General features: G+C 60.5%; 14 protein-coding genes. 7 read left to right on the forward strand and 7 right to left on the reverse strand.

Features of this window, described 5'->3' with window-relative positions:
• Positions 1-53 precede the first annotated feature (53 nt).
• The 4 genes from VJU77_12255 to VJU77_12270 are packed head-to-tail and all read right to left on the reverse strand — an operon-like array spanning position 54 to position 3,777.
• The gene (locus tag VJU77_12255) at positions 54-983 is read right to left on the reverse strand and encodes a glycosyltransferase family 9 protein (protein ID HKP04116.1); all 930 of its coding nucleotides are present in this window, start codon (positions 981-983) and stop codon (positions 54-56) included.
• 34 nt (positions 984-1,017) lie between these two features.
• A complete protein-coding gene (locus tag VJU77_12260; protein HKP04117.1) occupies positions 1,018-1,569 on the reverse strand; it encodes a hypothetical protein in 552 nt (183 codons plus the stop codon).
• Positions 1,566-2,939: a tRNA (N6-isopentenyl adenosine(37)-C2)-methylthiotransferase MiaB gene (miaB, locus tag VJU77_12265; GenBank protein HKP04118.1), complete on the reverse strand. Its 1,374-nt coding sequence runs from the start codon at positions 2,937-2,939 to the stop codon at positions 1,566-1,568. Before miaB ends, VJU77_12260 begins: the two co-directional genes overlap by 4 nt.
• 55 nt (positions 2,940-2,994) lie before the next feature.
• The gene (locus VJU77_12270) at positions 2,995-3,777 is read right to left on the reverse strand and encodes a hypothetical protein (protein HKP04119.1); all 783 of its coding nucleotides are present in this window, start codon (positions 3,775-3,777) and stop codon (positions 2,995-2,997) included.
• A 117-nt stretch (positions 3,778-3,894) separates the two neighbouring features.
• Here VJU77_12270 and mtnP point away from each other — a divergent pair, with 117 nt between their 5' ends.
• Positions 3,895-4,764: an S-methyl-5'-thioadenosine phosphorylase gene (mtnP, locus tag VJU77_12275; protein ID HKP04120.1), complete on the forward strand. Its 870-nt coding sequence runs from the start codon at positions 3,895-3,897 to the stop codon at positions 4,762-4,764.
• 128 nt (positions 4,765-4,892) lie between these two features.
• Complete coding sequence (locus tag VJU77_12280) at positions 4,893-5,147, forward strand: hypothetical protein (GenBank protein HKP04121.1); 255 nt, start codon at positions 4,893-4,895, stop codon at positions 5,145-5,147.
• A 16-nt stretch (positions 5,148-5,163) separates the two neighbouring features.
• Here the strand turns inward: VJU77_12280 and VJU77_12285 are convergent, their stop codons facing one another.
• On the reverse strand, positions 5,164-6,078 hold the full coding sequence (locus VJU77_12285) for a D-alanyl-D-alanine carboxypeptidase family protein (GenBank protein ID HKP04122.1): 915 nt from the start codon (positions 6,076-6,078) through the stop codon (positions 5,164-5,166).
• A 54-nt stretch (positions 6,079-6,132) separates the two neighbouring features.
• Entirely contained in the window at positions 6,133-6,519 is a 387-nt protein-coding gene (locus VJU77_12290; protein ID HKP04123.1) for a VOC family protein, read from the reverse strand.
• Between the two features lie 180 nt (positions 6,520-6,699).
• Here VJU77_12290 and VJU77_12295 point away from each other — a divergent pair, with 180 nt between their 5' ends.
• The 3 genes from VJU77_12295 to VJU77_12305 are packed head-to-tail and all read left to right on the forward strand — an operon-like array spanning position 6,700 to position 8,818.
• Positions 6,700-7,269 (forward strand): UbiX family flavin prenyltransferase, encoded by a 570-nt coding sequence (locus VJU77_12295; protein HKP04124.1) that lies wholly within the window; start codon positions 6,700-6,702, stop codon positions 7,267-7,269.
• Positions 7,266-7,910, forward strand: a complete 645-nt coding sequence (locus tag VJU77_12300; GenBank protein ID HKP04125.1) for a lysophospholipid acyltransferase family protein — start codon at positions 7,266-7,268, stop codon at positions 7,908-7,910. Before VJU77_12295 ends, VJU77_12300 begins: the two co-directional genes overlap by 4 nt.
• Positions 7,911-7,933: 23 nt before the next feature.
• Positions 7,934-8,818, forward strand: a complete 885-nt coding sequence (locus VJU77_12305; GenBank protein HKP04126.1) for a tetrahydrofolate dehydrogenase/cyclohydrolase catalytic domain-containing protein — start codon at positions 7,934-7,936, stop codon at positions 8,816-8,818.
• An 11-nt stretch (positions 8,819-8,829) separates the two neighbouring features.
• On the opposite strand, the gene VJU77_12310 is transcribed toward VJU77_12305, so the two are convergent.
• Positions 8,830-9,942 (reverse strand): NAD(P)/FAD-dependent oxidoreductase, encoded by a 1,113-nt coding sequence (locus VJU77_12310; protein HKP04127.1) that lies wholly within the window; start codon positions 9,940-9,942, stop codon positions 8,830-8,832.
• A 140-nt stretch (positions 9,943-10,082) separates the two neighbouring features.
• Between VJU77_12310 and VJU77_12315 the strand changes: the two genes are divergently transcribed.
• Complete coding sequence (locus tag VJU77_12315) at positions 10,083-11,639, forward strand: excinuclease ABC subunit UvrC (protein ID HKP04128.1); 1,557 nt, start codon at positions 10,083-10,085, stop codon at positions 11,637-11,639.
• A 95-nt stretch (positions 11,640-11,734) separates the two neighbouring features.
• Positions 11,735-13,645 (forward strand): penicillin-binding protein 2, encoded by a 1,911-nt coding sequence (mrdA, locus tag VJU77_12320; protein HKP04129.1) that lies wholly within the window; start codon positions 11,735-11,737, stop codon positions 13,643-13,645.
• Positions 13,646-13,706 lie beyond the last annotated feature (61 nt).

Below are 13,706 nucleotides of genomic sequence, written 5' to 3' on the forward strand. Positions count from 1 at the left end.
AGCGAGTCGTCTGTTGGAGCCGCTTCGGTATGCGAAGCGGACAACGGCGTATCCTAGCCTGATTGCCACGCGGCCCGCACGGCAGCGGCGACCGTATCGAGACCGAGATTTTCCATTTTCCCATCCAGCGCCCGAAGCACGGTCACGTCTTTGTTCGTGGGCGCCCAGATCGCGGGATCAGTCCACCCGAAGAGGAGAACGCACCTCGCTCCGGCGGCTGCGGCGATGTGCGAGATCCCGCTGTCATGCCCGACAAAGAAACCGCCTTCGAACAGCGCGGCCAACTGCGGAAGCGCCTGGTGCTTCACAAATCGCACTGGTTTCCCAATCCACGCCGATTCCAGGACTCTCACCCGCTTCTTGTCAGCTTCACCTGCGATAACCAGGAGCTCGTAACCGGCTGACAAAAGCAGGCCGCCAAGCTCAATCCAGTTCTCGACCGCCCAGTTCTTTGTTTCGCTTCCACTGCTGGGATGCAGCGCGATGGTTGGCGTCGACTTCTCTCCCAGATAACGCCTCGCCAGACCGCGGTCCTCGGCACTCGGATAAATATGGGCGGCCGAATCTTCCAAATGCAGATCGAGCGCTTCGAGCGGCCGGGCCAGCTGAATTGCCGCGTGCGCGCTGTTGTCCAGCTTCGAGGGACCCACCAAAAGCTTTGCCGTCCCGCATCGCTTCAAATTGTCTTTCAGGATTCCGTCTGGATCGTGGAGATAAGTCACGATCAAGTCGAACCCGCGGAAGTAGCTGACCGTCTCCGGAGGGAGCTCCGCATCCTTTGCGAAAAATTTCGCGAGCGAGGCAGACTCGATGGGGCGAATCGCGTCCGCGTAAAAACGCTTTTCGGCGAGCGCCGCAATCCGTGGGTAGCCGAGGATTTCCAGGTGCACCTTCGGGAACCGATCGCGGAGAAGCTTGAGCGCCGGCAGCGTCAGGACAAAATCCCCAATCGCGCCCCCGCGGAGAACGAGAATCCGGTTCATCGCAACGGTGGGCGGATACCGCCGCCGCGCCCGATCAATAGCGCGTCACAGCGCAGGCCAGGATGGCGGCGCCGTAAAGGAGAGCAACGCCATGCGTGAGCCGCCAGCGCCCCATGGTGCGGGCGCTCCAATTAATCTGGTCCCGCAAAAGATACGGCATCGTGACCCAGATTAGTCCAATCACAATCAAGAGGTAGGCGAAGACCGTCACCAGGAGCCGGCTGGTTTCGCCGCGGAAAAAGGCGGCATCCAGGAGCGGTTCCGCGGAGAGCAGAAAGAGAATGCCAAGCGCTCGCGCGGCGAGAAATTCATCCACGAACCGCAGCACGAGGAGGAACCCGATCGGGAGAATCACCAACAGCGGCTTTCGAAAGCTGCTGAATTCTCCCATCTCCATCGTCGCCAACAGCCAAAAGCTCCAGAAAAAGGCCAGAGTTAAGAGTGCAAAACCAGCCACTCGAGACCGCGGCAAACTACGGGCAACAGCCTGGGCTGAAGCGGGTTTGATCAGGCCGCCAAGACCGAGGAGCAGCAAGAAAACACCCGCGATAAATCCAGCGGTTTGGAGCGACAGATGATAAATCATGCGAAATCCGGAGACGGTTGCATGACCGGCGTTCCATACAAGCTGAATCCATTCGCCTGGGCGACATGGATGTCGAAGATCTGACCGGCCAGGTCCGGCTTTCCCTCGAAGACGACGATCTTGTTCGTGCGCGTCCGGCCCATGAGCCGGGCGGCATTCGTCCGGCTTGGTCCCTCACAGAGAATTTCGAGATCGCGGCCAACAAGACGTTCGTTGGCGCGATGGGCGGAAGCATCGACCACGCTCAGCAGGTCCCGGTTGCGTTCCTCTTTCACGCGTTCCTCGACCTGCTCCATCGCCGCGGCCGGAGTGTCCTGACGAGTCGAGTAGCGAAAGACGAAGGCGTTATCGAACTGAATTTCTTCAACCAGGTCTCGGGTCCGCTGGTAATCGTCTTCGTCTTCGTGGGGAAACCCGACAATCACGTCGGTGGTAATCGCAATCTCGTCGCGCGTCCGGCGAATTCGCTCGACCAGCGATCGATATTTTTCGGCCGTGTAAGGGCGATGCATCGCCTTCAAAATCCGGTTCGACCCGGATTGCAGCGGGAGGTGAACGTGCTCCGCGAGTTTCGGCAATTCGGCGAGAGCCCGGAGCAGGTCGTCGCGAAATCCAATCGGATGCGGCGAAGTAAAGCGGAGGCGCTCCAGGCCGTCGATCTCATGAACCGCTTCCAACAACTGCACGAACGGGCTTTTGCCGTCGACGGAGGCAAACTCGCGCCGGCCATACAGGTTCACGATTTGTCCCAGAAGAGTGATCTCCTTCACCCCCCGGGCGACGAGATCGCGCGCCTCGCGCACAATTTCGGCGATGGAACGGCTTCGCTCAGCGCCGCGGGTTTGGGGCACAATGCAAAAAGTGCAATGCATATTGCAGCCCTGCATGATCGAAACGAAGGCGGTCGCCTGCCGGTCTTTGACTTCGTGATCGCGAATAGTCTCCGCGGAACCGGCCTCTTCTTCTGTGTCACAAATCGAAAAGCGAACGTCGTCCATTTGCCGGGTCCGCTTTTTCTCCACGAGCTCGTCGATGTAATCCGCGACCCGATGAAATTTTTGGGTTCCCACGACGAGATCCAGATGCGGAACTTCGGCGAAAAGCCTGTTTCCCCGCGCCTGCGCCATGCAACCCAGGAAGCCAAAGACCACTTCCGGCCGGCGCCGGGCGATTTGCCCCAGCATTCCCATCTTCCCGAGCGCCTTTTGCTCGGCCATGTCCCGCACACTGCAGGTGTTGAGCAAGACCACGTCCGCATCCGTTTCCTGGGCGGCGCGTTCGTAACCCCGCGCCAGCAGAGAATGGGCGACCTGTTCCGAGTCGCGCTCATTCATCTGGCAGCCGTAGGTTTTGATGAAGAATTTCGGCATGAGCGGGGGAGAAGAATGGCACAGGAGCCGCCGGCGCGCCATGGCCGGCTCGGCGTCAAGGAGGCGTGGCGAAACGTCCCGGGAACGGGTCCGCCTTGAGCCGCCGTTGGGCATCCCGATCAATCAGCGGATTGGTGCCGCGCTCGTGGAAAAGCGCGATTCCGATCACGCCCACGTTACGCGTGTCGCCATACTTCTGGTTGGCGTAGGATTCGCGAACCGGGCCGAATCGAAACGCGGCCACGGCGTCCGTGCTTTGCCGAAAACCTTCCACCACCAGTTGCCGATGCGGTTCAATGAGGTAGCCGCGTTTTCGGAATGAAGCCGTCCTGCCGTCCATGACATCGAGCCCGTCCACCGAAAGGACTACTTCCAGGCGCAAGTCGCTCCGATTGCGAACGACGATGGAGTAGCGGCGTCCTTCCTCGCCCACCACGAACCAGCGATCGCCGACAACGAGGCCGGGCAAAAAGCTCCCGCTTTGGTCGCGCAACCCAACGGACACGAGATTTCCGGCAGGCGCTCGAAGCAACGGCCATTGCCTCCGGGCGTTGGCGGCTCCAGCCATCGCCTGGATTCCAGCCGCGTTGTTGTAGTAGATTGCCGCCGTGGCGAGGGGCTGCGGGCTCGCCCGGAGGAACGTCGTAGCCGTGACCCGCGAATCGCGGGTTTCACCCCATTTCGTTCCCAACCCGGGCCGATCACGCGGCGGCGAGGCATAATGGTCTGTTTCCGCGGCAGCTGACGATCGGCTCGCGGTGGACGTAGGCTCCGGAGAAGAACAGGAGGCGAGGACCAAAACGATGGCAATGAGAGTCAGGAGGTAGCGAAGCTTCATACGAATGCTATTTGAACCGAACCCGAAGCGGTTCGCGAACAGAATCGGGCGGCGGGGCCCAGATTGGGACGCTGTAAGCTTGCGCTCTCCTCACCCATTCCATTTTAATCGCGCGCAATGAGCGAAGACACGGCGGCTATTGGCATCATCGGCGGGAGCGGCCTCTACCAAATGGAGGGCGTCGAAAACCCGACCGAGCTCCGAGTTTCCACGCCGTTTGGCGATCCGTCCGATGCCTTGATCGGCGGGCAACTGCAGGGCCGCCAGGTTTACTTCCTTCCGCGCCATGGACGCGGACATCGCCTCCTGCCCCACGAACTGAATCACCGGGCGAACATTTATGCCCTTCGCTCGCTGAATGTCCGCTGGATTATTTGCGTCACCGCAGTCGGCAGCTTGCAGGAGAAATACGCGCCGCGCGACATCCTGCTGCCCTCGCAGTTTTTCGATCGTACGAGTCAGCGCGCCATCCACACATTCTTCGGCGACGGGATCGCGGCCCACATCGGCTTTGCCGACCCGATCTCGACGGACTTGCGCAACATTCTGGCGGAATCGGCGCGAACCCTGGGGGTCAATGTTCATAACGGCGGGACCTACGTGAACATGGACGGGCCCGCCTTCTCGACTCGAGCCGAATCCGAGCTGAATCGACGCAACGGCTTCGACGTAATCGGGATGACCAATGTCCCCGAAGCCAAGCTGGCGCGCGAAGCGGAGATCGCTCTCGCAACCCTGGCTATGATTACCGATTACGACTGCTGGAAGGTCGAAGAAGAGCCGGTTTCCGCCCAGACCGTCTTCGAGCATTTGATCGCGAATGCTGAAACCGCTAAAAAGATCCTGGTCGCAGCCATCCCCCGGATCCCCACCGAGCCAAACTGGCCTGAACATCGGGCCCTGGACACCGCCCTGGTCACGGATCGGAAGCTCTGGCCGGCGGCGACCAAGGCCAAACTGGGGCCGATTTTGGGCCGGTTTACCTAGGAGAAATCCGGTTTCGCAAAAATGCGTCGCGGCTCGCAAAAAAGATTCTTGCCAAATCGGCCGGAAATATAGTAATTATAAAGACCGTCGGGAGATTCCCGCCTAAGCACTACAGAGTTCAAATCAAAATGATCACGAAAATTACTGCCGGTTTGCTCGCCGTCACTCTCCTTGCCGCTTGCGAGACCACTACCACGACCGCGAAACGCACCACGCTCCGCGAGATGAACGCCACCCGCCTGGCGTCGACCGACACCACCGAGCCCGCTCCTCCGGCGGAAGGACCCGAAGATGCCATTGCGACAGGGCCGCTCGACCCGATCAAAAATCCGGCGGTGGTCCCGTCACCGTTGCTCCGCGCGAACGCTGCGGGCGGTCTCTAATCAAACCCGACCCGCGTCACATCCAGAGGCCCCAGGAAAGCAGCGCGGACGCGTCCTGCCAGACGCCCGATTTGCTGTCCCCAAGGACGACCACAATAATGTCCCGCCCCGGCCGCGCGCCGCTGGCGATCAGGCAATGCCCGGCGGCTTCGGTGTAACCAGTCTTCATCCCGTTGCAATAGGCAAGCCGTTTTAACACCTTGTTGGTATTCTCCAATTCTCTAAGGCGGCCGTTCGAATAGCGGAAGACCAGGTTCGGCAGACAGACGATCGAACGAATGGTGCTATTGGCGTAGGCGGCCTTCGCGATAATCGAAAGGTCGCGCGCGGAAGAATACTGGCCGGGCACGGGGAGACCGTTCGGGTTTACAAAATGGGAGTGGGTCGCGCCGAGCTCGCGGGCCTTCTGGTTCATCAGGTCGGCGAAAGCTTCCACGCTTCCCGCTGAATCGCGGGCCAGGCAACGGGCCACGTCATTCGGGCTCTTCACGAGCAGGGCGCGCAATAGATCGATCCGTTGATAGGTTTCCCCCGGCTTTATGTTGAGCCTCACCGGCTCGGCTAGCGTGTCTACATGCTCCACTGTCACCTGCCGATCGAGAAAGCCGCGTTCCGCGACAATCAAAGCCGTCAGCAGTTTTTGGGTGCTGGCGGCGGCGCGGGGCGCGTCGGCGTTCTTCTCATAGAAGATTTCTCCGGATCGGGCATCGATCACCATCACGCTGGCAGCCCGCGTGGACGGCGCGATTTTCGAGACCGAACCCGGCGGCGGCGCCACCGGCTCGGCTTTCCGGACTTCCGAAATTCCATCCGGCACGTCCATCGGGCGGACGGCTTTGAAGGTCTGCTTTGATTTCGGCTTCGCCGCGACGCAAAGAAGCGCGAGGACAATCGTGCAAAGAAATGCGGTTGTTTCCCTTCGGCGTCTCATGGGCAGCAATTTAGAAGCAATACTTTTGCTCGCGCAAGCAGTTGGATGATCCGTTCAGTCGCCGGTCCCGCGCTGAATTAGCTCGATTTCGTAGCCTTCCGGAGCGTCGATAAACGCAATCGCGCCATTCTTCCCATTGGGGTGGGGCCCATCTGAAAGCGGATAACCCTTCCTGGCCGATTCGCGGGCGAACTGCTCGATGTCGTCCACTTCAAAGGCGAGATGAGTCAGATCAGGGCCGACGATTACCGGCCCGCTTCCGTCGAATTTGCAGATCTCGATTTCCTCCTCGCTGCCGGGCGCTTTGAAGAAGACCAGTTGCGAGCCGCGGCCGGAAGTGTGCCGGCGCGTTTCTTCCAAACCGAGAACGTCCTTGTAAAATGAAACCGTTTTTTCCAGGTCGGTAACGCGGTAACGAGTGTGGAGAAGCTTTTTGACCATGGCGCCAATTACTTGCCCGTGCTTGCTGCGAATTTCAAACCCTAATGGCGAGGTTACCCCCACCGGCCTGAGGGCAGGCCGGCTCCATCGGCCGGCTCGGCTTCTCCCGTGGAGACGGCCTGCCCTCAGGCCGTTCTTCCCGCACTAGTGTTTCCCATCCGACTGTGATTGGTTAGGCGCATGAAATTGGTCATTGCCGCCACCGGGGCCAGCGGCACGATTTATCTGCAGCGACTGCTTTCCCAGGTCGATTGCGCCGCGAACGAAGTCCACCTCGTCATGAGCGGTCATGCGAAACAGGTCGCGGCCCAGGAGGTCGAACGTCTCGTCATTCCAAAAGGCGTATCGGAGCACGGCGAGAACGATCTGAACGTCCCCTTCGTCAGTGGCTCGGCGCGTTTCGATGCCATGGTGATCGTCCCGTGCTCGATGGCGACACTCGGCCGCGTTGCGTCCGGTTGCAGTGACACCGCCCTGTTGCGGGCCGCGGATGTTTTCCTGAAAGAGCGCCGGAAACTGATTCTCGTGCCGCGCGAAACGCCCTGGAGCCTCGTCCACGCCCGCAATGTGGTGACGCTTCTCGAAGCGGGCGCCATTCTTTTGCCGGCCATTCCATCGTTCTACAGCCGGCCCAGTTCGGTCGAGGCTGTCGCCGATACGGTGGTCTGGAGGATCCTGGATCAACTCGGTTTGCCCAACCCGGCTGCCTATCGCTGGCGTGACGACAGCACGCCTCCTCCATCAAAGTGAAGCTCGATAGCTGGAGCGCCCGGACGTTACTCACGTTCGGCTTCGGGTTATATCGTCTCTGGGCGCGCACTCTTCGTTTGCAGGTAGAGGATCCACACAACGTGATGGAATTCGTCCGAAACCACCCGGTCATCTTCGCCATTTGGCATAACCGCCTCCTGATGCTGCCGCGGGTATTTGATCCCTCCTTTCCGACCCGCCAAAGCTTCGGCCTGATTAGCGCAAGCCGGGACGGGGATCTGATTGCGAGTTTTATTGAGCGCTCCGGCTATGGCACCATCCGCGGCTCCAGCTCACGCAAGGGCATGCTCGCGTTGCGCCAGCTGGTCGATACCCTTGCCGCCGGAAGCAATGTCTTGTTAACCCCGGACGGTCCGCGCGGACCGGTCTATGAGGCCAGCCAGGGTGTCGTTTTTCTCGCCCAGAAGAGCGGCGCATCCATCGTCCCGATCCACATGGAATATTCGAGTTCCTGGCGGCTGAAGAGCTGGGACCGATTCGTGGTGCCGCGGCCGTTCGCGAAACTGCGGGCTATCTTCGGCGCGCCCATCCAGGTCGCTCCCCTGGCCGACCCGGCGCAGTTTGAGGCGGAGCGGCTCCGTTTGCAAAAGGCCATGATGAGCCTGGTGGAACAGGAATGAGTCTTCGGTAGAATTCTCGCTTTATGTCACGACTCATTCAAGGCCGCGCGGTGGCCGAAAAAGTTTATGCGGAGCTGCGGGACGAAATCGGAGCGTTAAAAAAGCGCGGGGTGACGCCCGGCCTGGCGGTGGTGCTGGTGGGCGATGACCCTGCGTCTCGCGCCTATGTCCGGTCGAAAGACAAGATGTGCCGCGATCTGGGACTCCACTCCGTGAAGCTCGAATTGCCCGCGGACACGACGCAGGAGCAATTGCTCGCCCGGGTGGAAGAGTTGAACCGCGATGCGGCAATTCACGGCATTCTGGTTCAATCGCCGCCGCCGAGGCAGATCGACGAAGCCGCCATCGTGCGGGCGCTTGATCCCACCAAGGACGTCGATGGATTTCATCCCATCAATGTCGCCAAGCTCGCGCTGGGAGATGACACGGGGTTTGTTCCGTGCACGCCCTTGGGTTGCCAACGTCTCTTGATCGAGAGTGGAATCGAAATTGCGGGCGCGCACGTGGTCGTTCTGGGGCGCAGCATGATCGTCGGAAAACCTTTGGCGCTATTGCTGATGCGGAAAGGCCAGGGCGGCGACGCAACTGTGACCGTTGTCCATTCGCGCAGCAAACGGCTGGCCAACATCACGCGCTCGGCCGATATCCTGATTGCCGCCATTGGCCAGCCCGAATTTGTTCGGGCGGAACATGTCCGGGACGGCGCCGCCGTGATCGACGTGGGAATTAATCGCGTGGACGACGCGACGACGGAGCGCGGTTATCGGCTCGTCGGCGACGTCGCTTTTGCCGAAGTGGCAGAGAAAGCTTCAGCGATCACACCCGTTCCAGGTGGTGTCGGCCCGATGACGATCGCGATGTTGATGGCCAACACCGTTCGCGCCTGCCAGCAGCGCGTCGATTCGTAACCGCCGATCAACTAAAACGGCGGTTTCAAACCGCCGCTCCTTGATGCCGGCCGGACGATCTTCGCGGTCAAAAGGCGCAACGCCCAAGGTTGAAAACGGACCAAAAAAAGAAATCCGGACGCAACTCGCGGCGATAACACGGCGGCTCGTGCCAGCTGATTAACCCAAAGCCGGCCCCGATAGAGCTGGGCATGCGCGGCGGAATACGCCGTCGCGACGTCGGCCGCGTTCCCGCCCTGGGCTTGCAAAGCGATCGCCTTCGCCGCGAGCTCCCCAGAGGCGAGCGCGTAATAAATTCCCTCGCCCGTGAACGGTTCAACAACGCGCGCGGCATCTCCGACAAAGAACAAGGATGGCTGCGCGGGCGAAATCGGTTCGCGCGTCAACGGCGTGATCGTTCGCCAGGCGTGCTTTGCCGAGATGCCAAAGCGCTCTTCCGCCCAAGCGCGTAACGATGCGATCTGTTTCGGAATACTGACCAGACAGAGATTCAGCTGGCCTTCCCCCACCGGCGCCTGACCGGAGTAACCTTCGGGCCGAAACTCCAGGACGACGCGGTCGCCGAAATCCGGTGGCAACGGCAGATGCGTCTGGAGAGCGACGCGTTCCTTTGCCGGCTTCGGGAGCAATCCGCAGAGACGCGCCACGGTCGAATTTCGGCCGTCGGCGGCGACAAGGGTGCGGGCCTTAATGGGCTGCTCGCCCGCTGAGATTTGCCAATACTCGGCCCGCGGATCGGGCGGCGTCAGCGTTGTAACGGTCGTCGATTCAAAAACCGTCGTGCCCAGCTCGCGCGCACGCTCGAGCAACAGATGATCGAGAAGACTGCGTTTGATCGCGATCTCCGCGTTCTCGTCCGTGGGCAGCGGAATACTGACGCGCCGGCCGCTGGTTCCTATGAAATCCACCCGCGCCAGCTTCCCGTGCGGCAAAGTTCGAATCCGCTCAGCGACGTTGAGCCGGCGCAGGATTGGCCAGCACGCCGGATTCACACAATCGCCACAAACTTTTTCCCGCGGAAATTTCTCGCGGTCGAAGACGGCGGTTCGCAGCCCTGCTGCTGCGCAAAACGCCGCGCAGCTGGAGCCAGCCGGCCCGCCGCCGACGATCGCGACATCGAACATGTGGCACAGTGGAGGAAAGCAGGACAAGCCTCAAGGAGCGGCGGTTTGAAACCGCCGACGAACGTCTGGTGGTGGACAAACGGCGGTTTCAAACCGCCGCTCCTTGAAGCTCTCCTCGAATCCCGGCACACTTACCTGCCGTGCCGAAGGACGAAAAACCAGACCTGACCAAGAAGGTGCACGAGGTGCCGCACAAGCCCGGTGTGTACCTGATGCGCGATCGGTTTAATCGCGTCATCTACGTCGGCAAAGCGCGCGATCTCCGGAAACGGGTCGGCTCCTATTTCATGCCCTCAAAGATCGCGCAAGCCGACATCAAGACGCGGGCCCTCCTCGACGCCGTCTGGGATTTCGAAACCCACACCGTCCAGAGCGAGCCCGAATCGCTTCTCCTGGAAGGCAAGCTGATCAAGGAATACCGGCCCCGTTACAATATCTCGTTCCGCGACGACAAACGTTTTCTCGTCGTCAAAGTCGATCCCACCGAGGAATGGCCGCGGTTCCGCCTGGCCCGTTTCAAGAAGGATGACGGGGCGCGCTACTTCGGCCCCTATGCGCACGCCGGAGCGCTGCGACAGACGTTGAATTTCATGCGCAAAAAATTCGGCGTGCTGACTTTCGGACGCGGCTCACCGACGGAACGCGAGTTGAAATCCGCGACGTATCAGGTCCCGACGCGCCTGAGCGATATCACCGCGGAACTTTATCGCGAGCGAGTTGCCCAGGCCTGTGATTTCCTTGAAGGGCACTCCCGCGAAATGATCACGGCGGTCGAAGAGGAAATGGAGAAAGCCGCGGAGAAACTCGATTTCGAAAAGGCCGCGGAGCTCCGGAACATGCTCGAGGACTTGCGGCGGACGACGAAACCGATCCGCCGATTCACGCGCCACAGTCTGCCCAGTTCGATCGACCCAGTGAGCGATGTCCAGACACTCGCCGATGCGTTGCAGCTCCCAGGGCTGCCGGTCGTCATGGAGTGCTTCGACATCTCGAACATCTCCACGACGCACGTCGTCGCTTCGATGGTCTGCTTCCGCAATGGCGTTCCGGATAAGGACAACTACCGGCGTTATCGAATCCGGACGGTCGAAGGCCAGGACGATTTCGCGAGCATGGCCGAGGTCGTGCGGCGCCGGTATTCGCGCGTCCTGTTGGAAGCGCGGGATGCAAACCCCGACGCAGCCGAGTTTTCGCAGGAGAATCCCACAGAAGCGCTGGAACGCGCCCAAAGTACCAGTCAACCCGAGCGATTCGTCGCGGTCCGTCTGCCTGACCTGATCATTGTCGATGGCGGCAAGGGACAGCTCTCCTCGGCCTGCCGCGAATTGCAGCGGCTCGGTCTGCACGAGCTTCCGATCATCGGCCTGGCGAAGGAATACGAAGAAATCTATCGCCCCGGCCGTGCGCTGCCGCTGGTCCTGCCGCCGGATTCGGGCGCGTTGCGGTTGCTGCAACGGATTCGCGATGAGGCCCATCGCTTCGCGAATACGTATCACCAGCTCCTGATGAAAAAGCGCATCGGCGAAAGCATTCTCGACGATTGCCCAGGGGTGAGCCAAAACCGCAAAAATCTGCTCCTGCGAAAGTTTGGCTCGGTCAATCGCCTGCGCAAAGCGACGGTGGAACAGATCGCGGCGACGGAAGGGATCGGACCAAAGCTGGCGGAGGAGGTCCATCGATTCCTGCAACGTCATTGAACGTTAAGCAGCGAACTTGTCATTGCGAGCGGAGTCGAGGAATCTCTCAAGCTATGAGGGGAGGAGTTCGAATTGGTGGCCCTTCGGGGAACCGGGTGAGTCGTTGCTGCCATCCGGCGGCCCTTCTGGTTCGCCTCGCTTTGGCTTTTGGCTTCGCTTCACTGGCGCTCTCTCAGACCCAACCGGAGAGCACTTCGCCGGCGCCTGGCCCAAATGCGTTCGAGGAGACCATTGTCCCAACCTTCGAGACGCAGACGCGAGCCCGCACCTACATTCTCGATATTCCAGCCCCTCGCGGTCTTATCACCGACCGCAACGGCACGCCGCTCGCGCAAAATCGGCTCAGCTACAATCTCGCGATCAGTTTTCCGACTCCGCTCGATTTTTCGGATCCTCAGCTGCTGGCCTTCGCGCACGAAAAAATTCAGGCTGCCGAAAAACTGCTCGGGCGATCCCTTAGGATCTCGGACGAGCTCATCAAGCGGCATTATCGGAATCGCGGGATCCTTCCCATCGAGATCGCGCAAAACCTTTCCGCGAAGGAATTCGAAAGCGTCAACGACCGCTTACCGGCGGGCATGACGTTGCGCCCATATTACGTGCGCGTTTATCCGAATGGGAAAATCGCCGGGCAAATTGTCGGTTACAGCGGCAAGACCGGCCGAACTCCCGACGGAGTGATCGACAATCACGAGGTGCTCTGGCCGGAAACTGAAGGCCGGGAGGGACTCGAACAGACTTTCAACCAGGTCCTGACCGGGAAGCACGGAGAATACAAAATCACGTTCGACAAAGACGGGCGCAAAACGTCGGAGAAGATTGTGACGCCGCCTGTGCCCGGGCACACCGTGGTGACGACGCTCGATTTGCATTTGCAGGAGCTGGCGGAGAAAGCCCTCGAAGCGAAAGCCAAGCGCGGGGCGATCGTCATCGTGAATCCCAACACGGGCGACATCCTCGCGATGGCGTCGTGGCCGACCTACGATCCCAACGCATTCACTCCGACCATTTCGGCGGAGAAATTCAAGGCGCTGCAGGATGACCCCGATATTCCCCTCTTACCGCGGGCGTTTCGCTCCTCTTATCCTCCTGGGTCGACTTTCAAGGTCGCGGTGGGAATCGCCGCCCTCGAAAGCAAGACGGTCCAATCCAACGACGAATTTGACTGCGTGCCGGCCATGCAGATCGGCAATCTCACCTTTCACAACTGGAAGAAAACAGAGCGCGGCCCCATGAATTTCGTCGAGGCCCTGACGGAATCGTGCGACACCTGGTTCTACCAGGTCGGAATCAAAACGGGCGCGGACCCGATCCTCGAATGGGCCCAAAGGCTTGGGTTCGGCGTGAAGTGCGGCATTCCGTTACGCGGAGAAGTGGAAGGCCGTGTGCCCGACGATCGATACATGAAGGCGACGCATGGACGGAAATTGCTCAACGGCGACATCGCCAATTTGTCCATTGGCCAGGGCGACACGCAGACCACCCCGCTCCAAATGGCGCAAGCGATGGGGGTGGTGGGCAACGGGGGAACCCTTTACCAGACCCGCCTCGTCCAACAGGTGCAAACCGTCGACAACGAGATCGTGACGGCTTTCCAGGTCCGCGAGAAAAAGACGCTGGGTGCGTCGGCGGACACGATGGCGCAATTGAGAACCGGCATGATCAACGCGGTGAACGCCCCTGCCGGCACGGCTCATCAGGCAAGTCTGGAGAGTGTGGAGGTCGCCGGGAAAACCGGCACAGCGCAATGGGGACCGAAAAACAAGGAGCGCACCGCGGCCTGGTTTGCCGGCTTCGTGCCCGCGGAGAAACCGCAATATGCCTTTGCCGCTCTCTATGAAGGCGACGTGGGGAGCAAGGCCCACGGTGGATCGGCCGCCGCGCCCATGATCGGGATGATTTTGAAGGACGTTTACCAGGAAAACGGGAAGAAGAAACGGCAGCCGGAACCCGACGACACCCGCGTCCGAAAAGCGCAGCCAGTGGAAGAAGACGAAGGGGACTAGATTCTGTAGCCGTCGCCCTGTGGGCGACGCAGACGTTGAGAGGCGCCGTCGATGCTAGCGC

It is taken from the genome of Chthoniobacterales bacterium (assembly GCA_035274845.1).
Classification (GTDB): Bacteria; Verrucomicrobiota; Verrucomicrobiia; order Chthoniobacterales; family UBA10450; genus AV80.